General features: G+C 71.0%; 16 protein-coding genes. 10 read left to right on the forward strand and 6 right to left on the reverse strand.

Annotated features, from left to right (window positions below; genetic code table 11):
* The first annotated feature begins 6 nt into the window (after positions 1-6).
* Both ABT147_RS39520 and ABT147_RS39525 read left to right on the forward strand, forming a co-directional pair.
* Positions 7-645: a TetR/AcrR family transcriptional regulator gene (locus tag ABT147_RS39520; RefSeq protein ID WP_351415654.1), complete on the forward strand. Its 639-nt coding sequence runs from the start codon at positions 7-9 to the stop codon at positions 643-645.
* A 55-nt stretch (positions 646-700) separates the two neighbouring features.
* The gene (locus ABT147_RS39525) at positions 701-1,858 is read left to right on the forward strand and encodes an acetyl-CoA C-acetyltransferase (RefSeq protein WP_351415656.1); all 1,158 of its coding nucleotides are present in this window, start codon (positions 701-703) and stop codon (positions 1,856-1,858) included.
* A gap of 60 nt (positions 1,859-1,918) precedes the next feature.
* Here ABT147_RS39525 and ABT147_RS39530 read toward each other — a convergent pair whose 3' ends face one another.
* The 4 genes from ABT147_RS39530 to ABT147_RS39545 all read right to left on the reverse strand — a co-directional run bounded on the left by ABT147_RS39530 (position 1,919) and on the right by ABT147_RS39545 (position 5,531).
* Positions 1,919-2,968, reverse strand: coding sequence for an NAD(P)H-dependent flavin oxidoreductase (locus tag ABT147_RS39530; protein WP_351415724.1), 1,050 nt, complete (start codon positions 2,966-2,968; stop codon positions 1,919-1,921).
* An 89-nt stretch (positions 2,969-3,057) separates the two neighbouring features.
* The gene (locus tag ABT147_RS39535) at positions 3,058-3,792 is read right to left on the reverse strand and encodes a CoA-transferase subunit beta (protein ID WP_351415659.1); all 735 of its coding nucleotides are present in this window, start codon (positions 3,790-3,792) and stop codon (positions 3,058-3,060) included.
* A 37-nt stretch (positions 3,793-3,829) separates the two neighbouring features.
* Positions 3,830-4,678, reverse strand: coding sequence for a CoA transferase subunit A (locus ABT147_RS39540; protein ID WP_351415661.1), 849 nt, complete (start codon positions 4,676-4,678; stop codon positions 3,830-3,832).
* Positions 4,671-5,531, reverse strand: a complete 861-nt coding sequence (locus tag ABT147_RS39545) for an enoyl-CoA hydratase family protein (RefSeq protein ID WP_351415664.1) — start codon at positions 5,529-5,531, stop codon at positions 4,671-4,673. Before ABT147_RS39545 ends, ABT147_RS39540 begins: the two co-directional genes overlap by 8 nt.
* Before the next feature lie 67 nt (positions 5,532-5,598).
* On the opposite strand from ABT147_RS39545, the gene ABT147_RS39550 reads away from it, so the two are divergent.
* Both ABT147_RS39550 and ABT147_RS39555 read left to right on the forward strand, forming a co-directional pair.
* Entirely contained in the window at positions 5,599-6,351 is a 753-nt protein-coding gene (locus ABT147_RS39550; protein ID WP_351415666.1) for an SDR family oxidoreductase, read from the forward strand.
* Positions 6,348-7,286, forward strand: a complete 939-nt coding sequence (locus ABT147_RS39555; protein ID WP_351415669.1) for an SDR family oxidoreductase — start codon at positions 6,348-6,350, stop codon at positions 7,284-7,286. The genes ABT147_RS39550 and ABT147_RS39555 overlap by 4 nt, the downstream gene beginning before the upstream one ends.
* A 255-nt stretch (positions 7,287-7,541) precedes the next feature.
* On the opposite strand, the gene ABT147_RS39560 is transcribed toward ABT147_RS39555, so the two are convergent.
* On the reverse strand, positions 7,542-8,444 hold the full coding sequence (locus ABT147_RS39560; protein WP_351415671.1) for a hypothetical protein: 903 nt from the start codon (positions 8,442-8,444) through the stop codon (positions 7,542-7,544).
* A gap of 82 nt (positions 8,445-8,526) precedes the next feature.
* On the opposite strand from ABT147_RS39560, the gene ABT147_RS39565 reads away from it, so the two are divergent.
* The 6 genes from ABT147_RS39565 (at position 8,527) to ABT147_RS39590 (ending at position 16,319) form a co-directional block, all read left to right on the forward strand.
* Positions 8,527-8,916: a chorismate mutase gene (locus tag ABT147_RS39565; RefSeq protein WP_351415673.1), complete on the forward strand. Its 390-nt coding sequence runs from the start codon at positions 8,527-8,529 to the stop codon at positions 8,914-8,916.
* A gap of 71 nt (positions 8,917-8,987) precedes the next feature.
* Positions 8,988-9,512 carry a response regulator gene (locus ABT147_RS39570; RefSeq protein WP_351415676.1) on the forward strand — a complete coding sequence of 175 codons (525 nt, stop codon included), beginning with the start codon at positions 8,988-8,990 and terminating at the stop codon, positions 9,510-9,512.
* A gap of 90 nt (positions 9,513-9,602) precedes the next feature.
* On the forward strand, positions 9,603-12,107 hold the full coding sequence (gene pepN / locus ABT147_RS39575; RefSeq protein WP_351415678.1) for an aminopeptidase N: 2,505 nt from the start codon (positions 9,603-9,605) through the stop codon (positions 12,105-12,107).
* Positions 12,108-12,293: 186 nt separating this feature from the next.
* Positions 12,294-13,658, forward strand: a complete 1,365-nt coding sequence (locus ABT147_RS39580) for a pyridoxal phosphate-dependent decarboxylase family protein (protein WP_351415680.1) — start codon at positions 12,294-12,296, stop codon at positions 13,656-13,658.
* A complete protein-coding gene (locus ABT147_RS39585; RefSeq protein ID WP_351415682.1) occupies positions 13,655-15,091 on the forward strand; it encodes a lysine N(6)-hydroxylase/L-ornithine N(5)-oxygenase family protein in 1,437 nt (478 codons plus the stop codon). The genes ABT147_RS39580 and ABT147_RS39585 overlap by 4 nt, the downstream gene beginning before the upstream one ends.
* Before the next feature lie 64 nt (positions 15,092-15,155).
* On the forward strand, positions 15,156-16,319 hold the full coding sequence (locus tag ABT147_RS39590; protein ID WP_351415684.1) for a GDSL-type esterase/lipase family protein: 1,164 nt from the start codon (positions 15,156-15,158) through the stop codon (positions 16,317-16,319).
* On the opposite strand, the gene ABT147_RS39595 is transcribed toward ABT147_RS39590, so the two are convergent.
* Entirely contained in the window at positions 16,316-18,130 is a 1,815-nt protein-coding gene (locus ABT147_RS39595) for a bifunctional metallophosphatase/5'-nucleotidase (protein ID WP_351415687.1), read from the reverse strand. The genes ABT147_RS39590 and ABT147_RS39595 overlap by 4 nt on opposite strands.
* Between the last annotated feature and the right edge of the window lie 193 nt (positions 18,131-18,323).

An 18,323-nucleotide genomic window follows, 5' to 3' on the forward strand; every position in this document is an offset into this window, starting at 1 on the left:
AACAGCGTGCCGACCAAGAAGAAGCCCCAGGCGACCGCCGCCGCGCCCGCCCGTCGTCGTGAACTCCTCGACAAGGCCGCCGACGTCTTCGCCGAGCTGGGCTACAACGCCACCACCGTGCGCCGGATCGCGGACGACGTGGGCATGCTGGCGGGCAGCCTCTACTACTACTTCGAGTCCAAGGACGCGATGCTGGAGGAGATCCTGCGGACCTTCCTCGACGAACTCTGGGACGGGTACGACGCCGTCCTGGACGCCGAGCTGGGCCCCAGGGAAACCTTCGAGGCCCTGGTCACCGAGTCGTTCCGGGCGATCGACCGGCACCGCGCCGCCGTCGCGATCTACCAGGGCGAGGCGAAACAGCTGATCCTCCAGGACCGGTTCGCGTTCCTCGACGGGTCGCAGCGCAAGTTCGAGAAGGCGTGGCTGTCCACGCTGGAGCGCGGGGTCGCCGCCGAGGAGTTCCGGGCCGACCTGGACACCAGGCTCACCTACCGGTTCGTGCGCGACACCGTGTGGGTCGCCGCGTCCTGGTACCGGCCCGGCGGACAGCTCGGCCCGGAGGAGATCGCCCGGCAGTACCTGTCGATGGTCCTGGACGGGATCGCCGTACGCGAAGAGCCGCAGGTGAAGAGCCACAGATGAAGTGCCGCACGTGAAGCGCCGTACGTGAACAGTCGTCGACGTCAGGGGAGTTGCCATGGCCGAGGCCTACATCGTCGAAGCGGTCCGTACGCCCGTCGGGCGGCGCGGGGGAGGGCTCGGCCGGGTCCATCCGGCCGACCTCGGCGCGCACGCCCTCACAGCGCTCGTCGCACGCGCGGGCGTGGACCCGGCGGCCGTGGAGGACGTCGTCTTCGGCTGTCTGGACACCGTCGGACCGCAGGCCGGTGACATCGCGCGGACCAGCTGGCTGGCCGCCGGCCTGCCCGAGGAGGTACCGGGCACGACCGTCGACCGGCAGTGCGGCTCCTCGCAGCAGGCCGTGCACTTCGCCGCCCAGGCCGTGCTCTCCGGCACCCAGGACCTGGTGGTCGCGGGCGGCGTCCAGAACATGACGATGATCCCCATAGCCTTCGCCTCCCGCCAGGCCGCCGTACCCCTCGGGCTCACGGAGGGGCCCTTCGCGGGCAGCGAGGGGTGGCGGGCACGGTACGGGGACCGGCCGGTGAACCAGTTCGCCGGCGCCGAGATGATCGCCGCCAAGTGGGGCATCGGCCGCCGCGACCAGGAGGAGTACGCCCTGCGCTCCCACCAGCGGGCGGTACGGGCCGTGGACGAGGGCCGCTTCGCGCGCGAGACCGTGCCGTACGGGGACGTGACCGTCGACGAGGGGCCGCGCCGGGACACCTCCCTGGAGAAGATGGCCGCCCTGAAGCCGGTCATCGACGGCGGCACCGTCACCGCCGCCTGCTCCTCCCAGGTCTCCGACGGCGCCGCCGCGCTCCTCCTCGCCTCCGAACGGGCGGTACGGGAGCACGGGCTCACCCCGCGCGCCCGCGTGCACCACCTCTCCGTACGCGGTGAGGACCCCATCCGGATGCTCACCGCGCCGATCCCCGCGACCGCGTACGCCCTGAAGAAGACCGGCCTCACCCTCGACGCCATCGACCTCGTCGAGATCAACGAGGCCTTCGCACCGGTCGTCCTGGCCTGGCTGAAGGAGACGGGCGCCGACCCGGAGAAGGTCAACGTCAACGGCGGCGCGATCGCCCTCGGCCACCCCCTGGGCGCCACCGGCGCCAAGCTCATGACGACCCTCCTGCACGAACTGGAGCGCACGGGCGGCCGGTTCGGGCTCCAGACGATGTGCGAGGGGGGCGGGCAGGCGAACGTGACGATCATCGAGCGGCTGTGACGGCCGGCGGGCGGCTGTGACAGCCACCGGACGGCTGGAACAGCCACCGGGCGCTGAGCCTCAGGCGCCGCCGAGACGCTCGCGCACCTCCTCCGCCTCCTTCATGATCCGTTCCACCAGCTCCGCGCACGACGGCAGGTCGTCGATCACCCCGGCGACCTGGCCGGCCGCCATCACCCCCAGGTCCGTACGGCCGTCCACCATCGCGGACCTGAGCAGCATGGGCGTGTTGGCGGCGAGCAGGACCTGGCTCCAGGTGAGGTCCTTGCCGTGCCGCAGCGCGAGGCCGTCGCGGACCATACGGCGCCAGGTGAGCCCGGACAGCCGCCGGAACCCGGCCGCGTGCCGTACGGCGTGCGCCAGGGCGCGCGTGCGGCCGGACGCCTCCAGCGCGCTCACGAACTCCGTCCGGAGCATCCGGTGCGGCAGCCCGTCCACGGCCCTGGTGACGGTGACGTCCTTGACCGTCGCCGCCAGATAGCGGGCCTTCACCGCGTCGGGCACCGTCGAGTCCGAGGTGAGCAGGAACCGGGTGCCCATCGCGACCCCGGCCGCCCCGAACGCCAGTGCGGCCACCAGACCGCGCCCGTCGTGGAAGCCGCCGGCGGCGACGACGGGGATGTCGACGGCGTCCACGACCTGCGGCAGCAGCACGGTCGTCGCCACCTCGCCGGTGTGCCCGCCACCCTCGCCGCCCTGGACGACCACCGCGTCCGCACCCCACGCCGCCACCTTCTCGGCGTGCCGCCGGGCACCGACGGACGGGATCACGACCACGCCGGCGTCCTTGAGCTCGGCGATCAGCTCCCTCGACGGCGCGAGCGCGAACGACGCCACCCGGACGCCCTCCTCGACGATGATCCGCACCCGCTCCCGCGCGTCCCCCGCGTCGGCCCGCAGATTGACCCCGAAGGGCGCGCCGTCCGTACGGGACCTCACCTCCCGTACGGCGTCCCGGAGTTGGCCGGGTGTCATCGTCGCGGAGGCCAGGATGCCGAGCGCCCCCGCGTTCGCCGTGGCGGAGACCAGCCGGGGGCCGGCCACCCAGCCCATACCGGTCTGCACGATCGGATGGCGGACACCGACGAGCCGGGTGAGAGCGGTCTCCATCGGTCCGGTGTCCAGCGGTGCAGCCTCCAGCGGTCCGGTCTCCGGCGGTTCGGTCTGCGGGGGTCCGGTTTCCGGCGGTCCGGTCTCCATCAGCCTCGGACTTCCCGTGCGCGTATGTTCTCCGGGTCGATCACCTCGCGGATCAGCCGCAGCTCCGCGTCGGTCGGTTCACGGGTGTACGGCACCTCGTCCGGGACGGCGAGGGCGAAGCCGGTGGCCTCGGCGACCTGCTCGACCGTGACGCCCGGGTGCAGCGAGGCCAGCCGCATCGCATGGTCGGGCGTCGCGAAGTCGAACACCCCGAGGTCGGACACGACCCGCGGGAGGTGGTGGAAGCGGGCGGCGGCCGGATGCTCGGCCACTCGGTCGTAGCCGACCCCGCACACCATGTCGACCTTCTCCACGAAGACCCGCCGGGAGTGCCGGGGGACCCAGTAACTGGTCGGGTTGTTCAGGGTGTTGACCGGGGCGCCCCGCACCCCGAGCAGTTGTCGCCTCGGCTTCGCCCAGTCGCCGACGCAGGAGATGTTCTGGTTGCCGTACCGGTCGATCTGGCTCGCGCCCATCATCACGTGCCGTCGGCCGCCGGTGACCAGGGCCAGATGCCGCCGGTAGGGCAGCCATCCCTCGACGGTGCCGTCGAGGCCGACGAGCAGCGCCTCGCCGTCGGTCAGCAGCAGGTCCGGCGCGAAGGTCCGCTTGGCGAGGCGCGCGCCCAGCGAGGGGACGAGGCCCATGGGGCTGGCGAGGATCTCGCCGGCGCCGCGCCAGGCCTCGGCGCAGGCGATCACGCAGTACTCGGCGCGGGTCGCTCCGCCGCTCATGAGCCCTCCCTTCCCGTCTCTTCCCCGAGCCCCGTCGTCACGAGTCCTCCCTCTGCCAGGCCCGCACGGCCGCCCGGTAGGCGACCTCGTCGCCCGCCAGGAACCGGTCGGCGAACTCCTCCCACGGCATGCCCGCGTACGCCTTCTGAAAGGCCTCGTCCCGGCCGTAGTCGGGGGCGCAGGAGGTGAAGTGCGCGCCGTTCGGGGCCTCGATCACGCCCGTCACCACATGGCGTCCGACCAGCAGCGACTGGGGCGGTCCCTCCTTCGTCAACTCGGCGGTGTCCACGAGTCGTTCGCACGACACGTACGCCGAGTCGGCGGCCTCGCAGAACAGGTCGTCGAAGTACGGGTCGGGGCCCAGATACTGGCCGTTGCCCTGCCGGTCGGCCCGGTTGACGTGCACGAACGCGGCGTCCAGGCGCAGCGCGGGCATGGCGACGAAGGTCTCCCCGTCGTCGTACGGCGAGGTGACCGTCCGCAGCCCGGGGTTGACGCGCATCACGTCCGAGCCGATGCCCGCCCGTACCGGCAGGAAGGGCAGCCGGTGCGCGGCGGCCCGCAACCCCCACATGAACATCGCCTCGTCGACCTCCATCAGCTCGAACGCGCCCCGCTCGCGCGCCGCCCGGAAGTGGGGTTCGAGGGGGATGGAGTCGAGGGTGGCGAAGGCGGCGACCAGCTTCCGGACGCGTCCGGCGGCGGCGAGCATGCCGACGTCCGGGCCGCCGTACGAGACGACGGTGAGATCGGTGATCTCGGACCGGAGCAGTGCTCTCACCAGGGCCATCGGCTTGCGGCGCGAGCCCCAGCCGCCGATACCGAGGGTCATCCCGCTCGCCAGCCGCGAGACGGCCTCGTCGGCGGTCATCGTCTTGTCACTCACCCGGTGCCCTCTCTTCCTCTTCCGCGGCGCTTCCCTCGGCCCGCCCACGGGGCCCCGCTTTCTTGGCCGCCCCGACGGCCCCGGCCGTCCCGAGTGATCCGACCGCCCCGGCCTTCCCCGCCCTCCCGAAGGTGTCGCGGACCTCGTCGGCCACCCCGCTGAGGTTCGCCTCGAAGGTGAAGCCCTGCTCGAAGCGGTAGCTGCGGCGGACGTCGACGGGGTCGATGCCGTTGATGGCGGCCTTCGCCAGTCGCAGCAGCCGGCCGTCCTTCGCGGCGATCTCCCGCGCCAACTCCAGTGCGGCGGCGGGCAGTTCGGCACGCGGTACGACCCGCCACACCGAGCCGTGCGCCCGCAGCTCGTCGGCGGTCGCCGTACGCGAGGTGTAGTACAGCGCGCGCATCAGATGCTGTGGCACCAGCCGGGCCAGATGCGTCGCCGCGCCCAGCGCGCCCCGGTCCAGCTCCGGCAGCCCGAAGGTCGCGTCCTGGCTCGCCACGATCGCGTCGGCGTTGCCCGCCAGCCCGATCCCGCCGCCCAGACAGAACCCCTGTACGGCGGCGACCACCGGCACCTCGCACTCGTACACGGCGGCGAAGGCCTCCGCGCAGCCGTGGTTGGCGCCGATCAGCGCGCTCCGCCCCGCCGCCTGGATCTCCTTGATGTCCACCCCGGCGTTGAACCCGCGCCCCTCCGCCGCCAGCACCACACACCGGACCCCGGGATCACGGCCCGCTCCGCGCACGGCGTCGGCCAGCTCGAACCAGCCGCGCACCGGCAGCGCGTTGACGGGCGGGAAATCGATCGTGACGACGGAAATCCCCTTTTCCGGGGACGAGGTGGAGACACCCATCGGAGCATCAGCTACCTTCCACCTAACGTTTGTTAGGTACGGTCTCTTGGGGGGAAGGTAGCAGCGGATGCCGCTCAACGGGAAGGTCGCCGTCGTCACCGGCGGCACACGCGGCGTCGGCGCCGGTATCGCCCGGGCCTTCGCCGAAGCCGGCGCCGAGGTCGTGACCTGCGCCCGCCGCCCACCCGAAGTACCCCTCAAAGGAGCCGAGTTCATACCCCTCGATGTCCGGGACCCCGACGCCGTGCACCGCTTCTTCGCCGAACTGCCCCGCGTGGACGTCCTCGTGAACAACGCCGGCGGTACGCCCTACCGCCCGCTCACCGGGACCGACGCCCGCCGCCACGCCCGCGTCATCGAACTCAACCTCACCGCCCCGCTGACCGTCTCCCTCGCCGCCCACGCACACCTCCGGCGCGCCCGGGGCTCGATCGTCATGATCGGCAGCGTGAGCGGCAGCCGCCCCTCACCCGGCTCTGCGGCGTACGGCGCGGCCAAGGCCGGCCTCGAACACCTCGCGCGCTCCATGGCCGTGGAGTGGGCCCCGGAGATACGGGTCAACACCCTCGTCCTCGGCATGGTCCACACGGAGCTCTCCCACCTCCACTACGGCGACGACCACGGCATCGCCGCCGTCGCCCGCACCGTCCCCCTGGGCCGCCTCGCCGCCCCGTCCGACATCGGCGCCGCCGCCGTCTTCCTCGCCTCCGACACGGCCGCCTACATCACCGGCGCCTCCCTCCACCTCCACGGCGGCGGCGAACGCCCGGCCTTCCTGGAGGCGTCGACGGCCGTCACCGACGAAGGAGAAACACGATGAACACCACGTCGACCGGCACGACAAGGGGCACACATCGGCTCTGCGAGGGGTGCGTCGTCGTTGTGACCGGCGCGGGCCGCGGCCTCGGGCGCGCGCACGCGCTGGCGTACGCCGCCGAGGGCGCCCGCGTGGTCGTCAACGACCTCGGCGTGGGGCTCGACGGCACACCGGGCCCCGACAGCCCGGCGGCCCGGGTCGTCGAGGAGATCCGCGCCGGGGGCGGGGACGCGGTCGCACACGGCGGGGACATCGCCACGAGCGCCGGCGCCGCCTCCCTCGTCCGCACCGCCCTGGACACCTACGGCCGACTCGACACCCTCGTCAACAACGCCGGCTTCCTCCGCGACCGCATGCTCGTCAACCTCGACGAGGACGACTGGGACGCCGTCCTGAGCGTCCACCTCAAGGGCCACTTCCTCCCCCTGAAACACGCCGCCGCCCACTGGCGCGCCGAGACCAAGGCGGGCCGCACCCCGGCCGCGCGCATCGTCAACACCAGCAGCGGCGCGGGCCTGCTCGGCTCGCTCGGCCAGGGCAACTACAGCGCCGCCAAGGCCGGCATCGTCGGCCTCACCCTCGTCGCCGCCGCCGAACTCGCCCGCTACGGCGTCCAGGTCAACGCCATCGCCCCCGCCGCCCGCACCAGGATGACCGAGAACACCTTCGCCGAGACCATGACCGCCCCCGGCACCGGCTTCGACACGATGGCCCCGGAGAACGTCTCCCCGCTGGTGGTGTGGCTGGGCTCCCCCGCGAGCGAGGGCGTCACCGGCCGGGTCTTCGAGACGGAGGGCGGCCGCATCACCGTCATGGAGGGCTGGCACCCGGGCCCCAGCACGGACAAAGGGGCACGCTGGGAGCCGACGGAGGCAGGGGAGGCCGTACGGAAACTCCTGGCAGAGGCAGCCCGCCCACACCCGGTGTACGGCACCTAGCCACCGGGGCCGCTGCCCCCAGCGGCGCGTGGAACCACGGCCACTCGTCACAGCAACGCCCACCCCGAGTCTTCAGGGACGCGTGGAACCACGGCCACTTGTCGCCGCAACGCCCACCCCCACTCTTCAGGGGCGCGGGGAACTGCGCGACAAGCCCCCACGCACCCGCACCCGCCGACCCACCGACCCAACCACCCCCTCCCGCGCCCCCCACCCCCTCCCGGCCCACCCACCCCTCCCGCGCCCCCAAAAGAACTACGTGTCGCACTCCAAAACCGTCCGACACAACCCACACCGAGCCCGCACCCGCCCCCGCACCGGCACCCGAATCCGCTGATGACACGTCGGACAGGGAAACGACACCCGCAACGGCCCGACCCCCCGCCCCTCAGGCGTGAACACATACGGCACCCCCACCCCCGGCGAAGCCGACCGCAGGTCCCGCGCCTGGCGCCGATCCCGCGCGTACCGCCGCCGCCCCGCCCACCCCGCCGCCGTCAGCGGCGGCTGCCGCCCGTCCCGCAGAGCCCGCCCCCGACCCTCCACGTACGCCGAGTACGCCTGAGCGCTGGTGAACCACACCGACGGATCCTCCCCGAACAGCTGCGCCCGCTTGGCCAGCACATACCCGAACTCCTCCGGCGTCAGATACCCCAGCTTCTGCGACGACGCGGCGTCCTCCCGGTACGCGTCCAGCAGCAGCCACCCCGCCCCCAGATACGTCGCCGCCGTGTCCGTGAGGATCTCGTTGTCCCGCGTGCCCGGGAAGGACAGCCCGAGCCGGTGCAGATAGACATGCATGACCTCGTGCGCGAGGGCCGCCCCGATGTCCCGGCGGTGCGTACGGAAACGGTCGTTGAGCTCGACGAAGTACTCGGGCCCCGCCGCCAGCTCGACGTTCGCCGCCTGCGTCATCTCCCGGAACCCGACGATCATCCGGGCATCCGGCAGCCGATAGTGCCGCAACAGCTCCCGGGCCACCCGCTGCGCACCGAGATGCAGATCGTCGGTGTCGCAGAACGCCACGTCGACAGGGGCCACACTGGTGGCGAAGGTCTGGATCGTGTCGTACGAGAGCCGCTTGTACAGCGCGGTGATCGACGCCCGCACGGTGTCCAGGTGCGGGTAGCCGTGCTCGACAGGTCCGCCGTTCGCCACGTCCGCACCCCCAAAGACGCCTCGATACGTTCCACTCTAAGCCGGTGCGGGCGGCGAACCGGGGCGTCGTAGGGTGACGACCATGACCACCAGCAACACCGACGCGGCGAACACGAACACGAACGAGCGGGCCGACGCCGTCGACCCGGACGTCCGGGCCGAACTCACCCGGCTGCGGGACAGCATCGACAACATCGACGCCGCCGTCGTCCACATGCTCGCCGAACGCTTCAAGTGCACCCAGCGGGTCGGCCACCTCAAGGCCGCGCACCAACTGCCCGCCGCCGACCTGGGCCGCGAGGCACAACAGATCAACCGGCTGCGTGGACTCGCCGAAAGTGCCAAGCTGGACCCGGCGTTCGCCGAGAAGCTGCTGAACTTCATCATCGCCGAGGTCATCCGGCACCACGAACGCATCGCGGAGGACGCCCTGCACGCCACGACCGGCACAGCACCAGACGCAGGGGAGTGACATCACGCCCTCCAACGGGCATCCTGCGTGAGCACTCCTCGTCAGGAAACGACTACACGCGGTGAGAGGCCATGCCGTCGGAAGCCAAGATCCTCATCGTCGACGACCATGAGGACACGCTGTACGCCCTGGAAAGCGCCCTGGCCCCGCTCGGCTACCGCCTCACCCGCGCCACCAGCGGCGACGCGGCACTCAAGGAAGTCCTCCGCGGCCAGATCGGCCTGCTCCTCCTCGACGTCCGCATGCCCGGCGTCAGCGGCCTCGACGTCGTCCACTACATGCGCGGCGTCGAACAGACCCAGCACATCCCCGTCATCCTCCTCACCGGCTTCGGCCCCGACGCCGAACTCACCTCCGCCGCCTTCCGCCTCGGCGTCGCCGACCTCGTCATGAAACCCATCGACCCCTGGGCCCTGCGCACCAAGGTCCGCTACCTCTACGACGCCCACGCACGCACCCACGCCCTCGAACGCGAAGTCCGCGACCTGCGCGCCCGCCTCAAGGACCACGAGGAACTCAAGGCCGACGGCGACGGCAGCCACGAGAACGAAGGGCGCGTCCCCGCGCAGCCCAGGCGCGCGAAAGACCCGGCATAGGCCGCATGCGGCCGGACACACGGCGCACGCGACCGGACAAAGGTCGCGTACCAGGCCCGCCCCTGTCCTGTGCCAAAGGCATCAGGCAGCATGTCCCTCATGTCCGTACTGACGCGCGACGAAGCGCATGCCCGTGCTCGGCTCCTCGACGTCCACCGCTACGAGATCGCCCTCGACCTCACGCGCGGCGACGAGACCTTCGACTCCCGTACCGTCATCCACTTCACCGTACGGGGGAAGAAGAAGGCCGCGGACACCTTCGTCGAGGTCAAGCCCGCCGAACTGCGCTCCGTCACCCTCGACGGAGAACCCCTCGACCCCGAGACCCTCGACGGCAACCGCCTCCCCCTCAAGGGCCTCACCCCGGGCACCCACGAACTGCGCGTCGACGCCGCCATGCGCTACTCCCGCACCGGCGAGGGCATGCACCGCTTCACCGACCCCACCGACGACGAGACCTACGTCTACACCCAGCTCTTCATGGACGACGTCCAACGCGTCTTCGCCGCCTTCGACCAACCCGACCTCAAGGCCGTCTTCGACCTCACCGTCACCGCCCCCGAAGCCTGGACCGTCCTCGCCAACGGCGTCACCGAACGACACGACGACGGCACCTGGCGGGCCGCCACCACCCCCCTGATCTCCACCTACCTCGTCGCCGTCGCCGCCGGCCCCTGGCACTCCGTGCGCACCGAACACCACGGCCTGCCCTTCGGCATCCACTGCCGCCGCTCGCTCGCCCCCCACCTCGACACCGACGCCGACGAGATCCTCGACATCACCCGCGCCCTCTACGACCGCTACCACGAGAAGTTCGAGGAGCCGTACCCCTTCGACTCCTACGACCAGGCCTTCGTCCCCGAGTTCAACGCCGGCGCCATGGAGAACCCCGGCCTCGTCACCTTCCGCGACGAGTTCATCTACCGCTCCGCCGTCACCGACACCGAACGCCAGACCCGCGCCATGGTCATCGCCCACGAGATGGCCCACATGTGGTTCGGCGACCTCGTCACCCTCAGGTGGTGGGACGACATCTGGCTGAACGAGTCGTTCGCCGAGTACATGGGCTACCAGACCCTCACCGAGGCGACGCGCTTCACCGACACCTGGGTCGACTTCGGCATCGCCCGCAAGGCCTGGGGCTACGACGCCGACCAGCGCCCCTCCACCCACCCCGTCGCCCCCGAGAACGTCGACGACACCGCCGCCGCCCTCCTCAACTTCGACGGCATCTCCTACGCCAAGGGCGCCTCCGCCCTGCGCCAACTCGTCGCCTGGCTCGGCGAGAAGGACTTCCTCGCCGGCATCAACGCCCACTTCACCCGCCACCGCTTCGGCAACGCCACCCTCGCCGACTTCATCGACAACCTCGCCGGCGCCACCGAACGCGACGTCCACGCCTGGGCCGACACCTGGCTGCGCACCACCGGCGTCGACACCCTCACCCCCAAGCTCGGCCGCGCCGCCGACGGCACCCACACCCTCACCGTCGACCACACCGGCAGCCGCCCCCACCACATCGCCGTCGGCATCTACGACCGCGACCCCGGCGACGACCAGGGCCACCTCACCCTCCGCGGCCGCGTCGAACTCGACATCCCGCAGACCGCCGAGCAGCCCATCGGCAAACGCCCCGCACTCCTCCTCCTCAACGACGGCGACCTCACCTACGCCAAGGTCCGCTTCGACCCCGAATCCTTCACCGCCGTCACCGGCCACCTCTCGGGCCTCCCCGACCCGCTCACCCGCGCCGTCGTCTGGAACGCCCTGCGCGACGCCGTACGCGACGCCGAACTCCCGCCCACCGCCTACCTGGAAGCCGCCCGCACCCACCTCCCGCGCGAGACCGACCTCGCCGTCGTCCAAGGCGTCCTCGCCTTCGCCACCACCCAGGTCGCCGACCGCTTCCTCGCCCCCGAACAGCGCGCCGCCGGCCTCGCCACCCTCGGCTCCCTGTGCCGCGACCTCATCCGCCGCACCGAGGACGGCGACAACCCCGGCCTGCGCCTCACCGCCGTACGCCACTTCATCGACGTCGCCGCCCACCCCGAGGCCATCGCCGCCTGGCTCGCCGACGGCACGGTCCCCGGCGGGCCCGAGCTCGACCCCGAACTGCGCTGGCGCGTCCTCGGCCGCCTCGCCGTCCTCGGCGCGATCGACGCCGCCGGGATCGCCGCGGAACTGGAACGGGACCCCAGCGCCAGCGGCCAGGAGGGCGCCGCCCGCTGCCGCGCCGCACTGCCCGAACCGGAGGCCAAGCAGGCCGCCTGGGAGGCCATGTTCACCACCGACGACCTCTCCAACTACCTGTTCACCGCCACCGCCCAGGGGTTCTGGCAGCCCGAACAGGCGGAACTCCTCCAGGAGTACGTCGAGCGCTACTGGGCCGACTCGGTGGCACTGGCCGCCCGGCGAGGACCGGCGATCGCGGAAGCCGCGGGGCGGTGGGCGTTCCCGGTGTACGCGGTGGATCCGCAGACGCTGGGGCTCGGGGAACGGTGCCTTCAGGACGGCGAGCTGATTCCGGCGCTGCGGCGAAAGCTCGTCGATCAGCTGGACGACCTCGCGCGGGCTTTGAAGGTGAGAGAGGTGTAGCGCGCCCCAAAGGGCGCGGGGAACTGCGCGACAAGCCACGGACGGCCCGCGCCCGGACGACATGCGCTGAGGTACGGCGCCCCCGAGCGGAGCGCCGTACCCTCTTTTGGTTGTAATTAACGGCTTTTTCGGGCTCAGCACCCGATTGGCGTACAAGATGGGATTCCCCGTGCCCCGGAGGAATCCATGACCGCCGCACCCCTCGCCTCGGGACCCCAAGGTCCCGGCGCGCTCCGGCCGTTGCTCGACACCGTGCTCGACGCGTTGCGCGCGGGGGCCGAGGACCGGGGCGGCCCCCTCCCCGCCGGCGGCCCGGAAGCGGTCGCGGCCATGGTGCGGGACACACTCGGGGAGGCGCTCCCCGTCGAAGGCGAGCCGGACGCCCTCCAGCGGCTCGTCCGGGCCCTCGCGGCAGGCACCGCCGACCCGGCCGACCCCCTGTGCGCGGCCCACCTCCACACCCCGCCCCTGGCCGTGGCAGCCGCCGCCGACCTCGCCGTCTCCGTACTGAACCCGTCCCTCGACTCCTGGGACCAGGCCCCGGCCGCCTCCGCCCTCGAAGCCCTGGTGACCCAGGCCCTGGCAGGCGAGATCGGCGCCGCCGACGCGCTGGTCACCACCGGCGGCACCGAGTCCAACCACCTCGCCGTCCTCCTGGCCAGGGAAACACACCCCGGAGTACGGCTCATCTGCGGAGCCAACGCCCACCACTCCCTCCCCCGCGCCGCCTGGCTCCTCGGCCTCCCCGACCCCGTCGTCGTCCCGACCCCCGCCGGCACCCTCGACCCCGCCGCCCTGGACGACGCCCTCACCCACCTCCAAGGGCCCCTCCTCGTCGCCGCCACCGCAGGCACCACCGACGCCGGACTCATCGACCCACTGCCCGAGATCGCCGACCTGTGCGCGGCCCACGGCGCCCGCCTCCACATCGACGCGGCCTACGGCGGCGGCCTCCTCCTCAGCGACCGGCACCGGGCCCGCCTCGACGGCCTCGCCCGCGCCCACACCGTCACCCTGGACCTGCACAAACTCGGCTGGCAGCCCGTCGCCGCCGGACTCCTCGCCGTACGCGACGCCCCCGACCTCACCGTCCTCGACCACCGCGCGGACTACCTCAACGCGGACGACGACACCGAGGCCGGACTGCCCGACCTCCTCGGCCGGTCCCTGCGGACCACCCGACGACCCGACATCCTCAAGATCGCCGTCACCCTCAAGACCCTGGGCCGCACCGGACTCGGCGCACTCGTCGACCAGGTCTGCGCACTCGCCCAGGAGTTCGCCGCCACCGTCGAAGCACACCCCGGCTTCGAACTCCACGACCGGCCCACCATCAGCACGGTCCTCTTCCGGCCCGCCGGAGCATCCGACGACACCGTCGCCGCCGTCCGCCGCCGGCTCCTCCACGACGGCCGGGCCGTCATAGGCCGCGCCGTACTCGACGGCCGCCTCTGGCTCAAGGCCACCCTGCTCAACCCCCACACCCGGCCCGGCGACCTCGCCGCCCTGCTGAAGCTCGTAGAACTCGCAGAAGGACACACCCCCACATGAGCACGCCCCCACCCCAGGAACAGCACGAACCCGAGGCCCCCCGCGACCTCGTCGGCGTCGGCATCGGACCCGCCAACCTCTCCCTCGCCGCCCTCGCCCACCCCCTCGCCGAACTCGACGCCGTGTTCTACGAACAACGCCCCACCTTCGACTGGCACCCCGGGCTGCTCATCGAGGGCGCCACCGTCCAGGTCCCCTTCCTCGCCGACCTGGTGACACTCGCCGACCCGACGAGCCCCTGGTCCTTCCTGAACCACCTCAGGACCCGCGACCGGCTCTACCCGTTCTACTTCGCCGAGCGCTTCCACATCCAGCGCGCCGAGTACGACGCCTACTGCCGCTGGGTCGCCGAGAACCTCCCCGGACTACGGTTCGGCCACCAGGTCGACTCGGTGCGCTGGAACCCCGAACGCGACCTGTTCGAGGTCGACTTCAGCGAACTCGACGGCGACGGAGACGTCGCGGCACTCGGCCGTACCTACGCCCGGAACATCGTCCTCGGCGTCGGCACCGAACCGTACGTACCCGAACCCCTCAAGCCACTCGTCGAGGCGGCCGGCGTGCCCGTCGTCCACGCCGCGGACTACCTCGCCGAACGCGACCGTCTCCTCGCCGCCGGACACGTCACCGTCATCGGCGCGGGACAGTCCGGAGCCGAGGTCTTCCTCGATCTGCTGCGGCACCGGCCCACGGGCCGGGAGAAACTGCACTGGCTGGGACGCACGGAGGCGTTCGCGCCCATGGAGTACTCCAAGCTCGGCCTCGAACACTTCACACCGGACTACAGCCGCTACTTCCACGCCCTCGCCGAACCGACCCGCGACCGCCTCGTCGCCGCCCAGTGGCAGCTCCACAAGGGCATCGGCGCCGACACCATCGCCGCCATCCACGACGAGCTGTACCGCCGCACCCTCGACGGCGGCTGGCCCGACGCCGTCCTCACCCCCGGCGTCCACGTCCGCACCGCCGGCCGCCTCGCCACCACCAAGGTCGAACTCCACCTCGAACACCTCGAACAGGGCACCCGCTCCCGCCTCACCACCGACGCCGTCGTCCTCGCCACCGGCTACCACGAACGCCCCCTCGACCGCGTCCTCGCCGGCCTCGACCCGTACATGCGACGAGACAACCGCGAGCGCCCCCGCGTCGACGACCGGTTCCGGATGATCCTCGACCCGTCCGTCACCGCCGCCGGCTGCCACGTCTACGTCCAGAACGCCGAACTGCACACCCACGGCGTCGGCGCCCCCGACCTCGGCCTCGCCGCCTGGCGCAGCGCCACCATCCTCAACACCCTCACCGGCAAGGAGCCTTACCCCCTGCCCGGCCGCACCGCCTTCACCACCTTCGGCCTCCAGCCCCGGCCGCACATCCCGACCGCCCGACAGGAGAAGACCCTCACCCCGCTGACCCCGCTCGCCGACGTAAGGTAATCGACAGGCAAAGAAGTAGGGCAGGAGTGGTGACGGCTGCAAGAAAGATGCCTACCTTTCGGCCATGACCAGCACCCGCACAGGCACGACCTGGATCGCCGCCCACCGCTCCGCCGTCATCGACCCCCACGAAGCCTTCAAACTCTTCGAGGTCCGCGCCTTCACCGACCAGACCGTACGCCAGACCCTCCGCCCCGCAGGCGGCGGCGACGCACTACGCGTCCACCTCAGCAACCGCTACGGCCACACCCCACTGGAGATCGGCGGCGCCCACCTCGCCCGCCGCACCGAAGGCAGCACCATCGACCCCACCACCGACGTCACCCTCCTCTTCGCCGGCGCCGAAACCGCCACCGTCCCACCCGGCGAAGACATCATCAGCGACCCCGTCGAAGGCCCCGTCACCGCGGGCGAAGAACTCGCCCTCAGCCTCTACCTCCCCGGCGACACCGGCCTCACCACCCACTCCGCCATCCCCTACGACATCGGCCACGCCGTCCCCGGCAACCAACTCACCGCCGCATCCCTCGACGAGTCCGACGAACTCATCACCGGCCACTTCATCACCGGCATCGACGTCCTCGCCCCCGAGAACACCCGCATCGCCGTCGCCTTCGGGGACTCCTGGATCGAGGGCATGGCCACCACCCCCGGCACCGGCCACAGCTTCCCCGCCCAGCTCGACCGCCGCCTCACCAACGGCTGGATCGTCGCCACCGGCATCTCCGGCAACCGACTCCTCACCGACGAGATCGGCGCCCACCTGCTCTCCCGAGTGGAACGGGACGTCCTCGACATCCCCGGCGCCAGCCACGTCATCATCCACACCGGCCTCAACGACCTCGGCCTGCCCGGCGCCATCGCCTTCCCCGAACCCGCCAAACTCCCCACGGCCGCCGACCTCATCACCGGCCTGACCACCCTCGCCGACCGCCTCCACACCGCCGGCCTCACCGTCATCGGCACCACCCTCGGCCCCTACGCCGGCACCGTCTACCCCGGCTACGACACCGACGAGGGCCAAGCCGTACGCGCCGAGGTCAACACCTGGCTCCTCGGCGACACCCACCCCTTCGACGCCGTCATCGACATCGCCGCCGCCGTCGCGGACCCCGACCACCCCACCAGGATCCGCGACGACCACAACAGCGGCGACGGCCTCCACGTCAACGACGCCGGCGCCAAAGCCATCGCCGACGCCGTCGACCTCTCACTCCTCAATCTCTAGAAGACCGGCGTACCGTTCCGCGTCAGCTTCCAGTCCACCGACGCGAACGCCGCCGGATCGATCGACCCCTTCGCCTTCACCCACGCGATCATCGTGTTACGGATCTCGTCCGAGTTCGACCACAACAACTGGGCCGCGGCCACATGCGGGAAATTGCCACCGCCGTTGGCCCGGTAGTTGTTCACCGCGAACACGAACTTCCGATCGTCCGCGAGCACCTCACCCTCGAACCGGACGTTCGTGATCCGCGACCCCGCCGGCTTCGCGATGTCGATCTCGTACGACAGACCGCTCACCGCGTCGTAGTTGTAGTCCGGCGTCCCGTTCGCGTTCGTCAGCTTCGCCGGATCCACCACCGCGTCCGCCGCCGTCTGCACGAAATAGTTCGCCGAATACTCCAGATACGCCTTCATCTGCGCACCCGTCATCAGACGCGCCTCCAGCGTGTTCTCGAAGACATACAGACCGGCGACATCGCGGATGGTGACGTTCCCCGCCGGGATCACCGCGCTCCGCGAGAACGCCGCGGCCTGCGACAGCACCGGCAACGACCCGTACTCACCCGAGGCCAGCGCCTGCCTCACCGTGTCCGCCTGGATGTGGTTGATCAGATCGATGATCGCCACATCCTTGTACGGCGCCTCCACCGACGTCATCTCGGCCGCGTTCGTACCGATGACCTGGTTGACGTACGCCACGACCTTCTCGTGCTCGTCACCCAGCATCTTCACGATCTTCGGGTCCTCCTCCACCGTGTTGGAGTTCAGAACCTGCGCCGCGACCTTCTCGACCTTCCAGCAGCCCTTGCTCCACACCAGCTCGAAGTCGAACAACGTCAGCCGCTGCCCCCACTTCAACGGCTCCGACAGCACGACCTGCTTACCGGTCTCCTTGTTGGTGACGAAGTACTCCGGAATCTCCGTGTGCGCGTGCCCCACCAGAATCGCGTCGATCCCCGGCACCTGCTCCGCGACAAGTCCCGCCGCGTTCTCGATGTACGGCAGCTGATCACCGTACGACGACGTCCCCGAAGACCCGCTGTGCGCCGACACGATGACGACATCCGCCCCCATCGACCGCAGCCTCGGCACCCACTTCGCCGCCTGCTCCTCCAGCCCCGGGAACGTCATCTTCCCCTGCACATTCGCCTTGTCCCAGATCGCGATACCCGGGTTCGTCAGCCCGAGCACCGCCACCTTCACATCACGCCCGTACGGCGTACGCAGCCGATGCATGCTGTACGGCGGAAACGCGGGACGAAGCGTCTTGGCGTCCAGCGCGTTGGCGCCCAACAGCGGGAAACGACACTGCTCCTGGAACTTCCGCAGCACCGGAATGCCGTAGTTGAACTCGTGGTTGCCCAGCGCCGCCGCGTCATACTCCATCGCGTTCATCGCCTGCGCCATCGGATGCACCGGACCACCCTTGGCGGTGATCGGGTCCACCTTCGCGTAGTAGTACGACAACTGCGTGCCCTGGATGGTGTCACCGGCGTCGATCAACAACGTGTTCCGGCGCCCCTTCTCCTTACGGATCCGGTCCACCAGCGTGGAGACCTTGGCGAGACCGACGTCGTTGTGCGCCTTGTCGTCGAACTCCTTGTCCGTGAAGTAGTCCCAGTTGAAGACATTGCCATGCAGGTCCGTCGTCCCCATCACGGTGAACGCGTACCGCTTCGGGGCCGGGGCCTTCTTCCCGCTCCCCGACACCGTGGCCGCCTGCGCGCTCGGAGCCACGGCCGCACCGGCGACGGCCACTCCCGCACCTGTCACGGCCGACTTCTTCAGGAACTTCCGACGGTTCAAGGGCATAACGGGGCACTCCTCGGGGGAACGGACGAACGCGACTCGACGCGCGTAGACAACGGAACCGAACAACACAGGACCCGCACTACAACGCGCGTAGATTCTGACCCGAACCGCCCCCACCACAACAGACCCCACAGGTTTCGATCTGGTGACCTGCAAGGTCCACGACCAGGCCACCGGTGACAGAGTGGGACGT

This window comes from Streptomyces sp. NPDC001868, from assembly GCF_040297125.1.
In the GTDB taxonomy this organism is placed as follows: domain Bacteria; phylum Actinomycetota; class Actinomycetes; order Streptomycetales; family Streptomycetaceae; genus Streptomyces.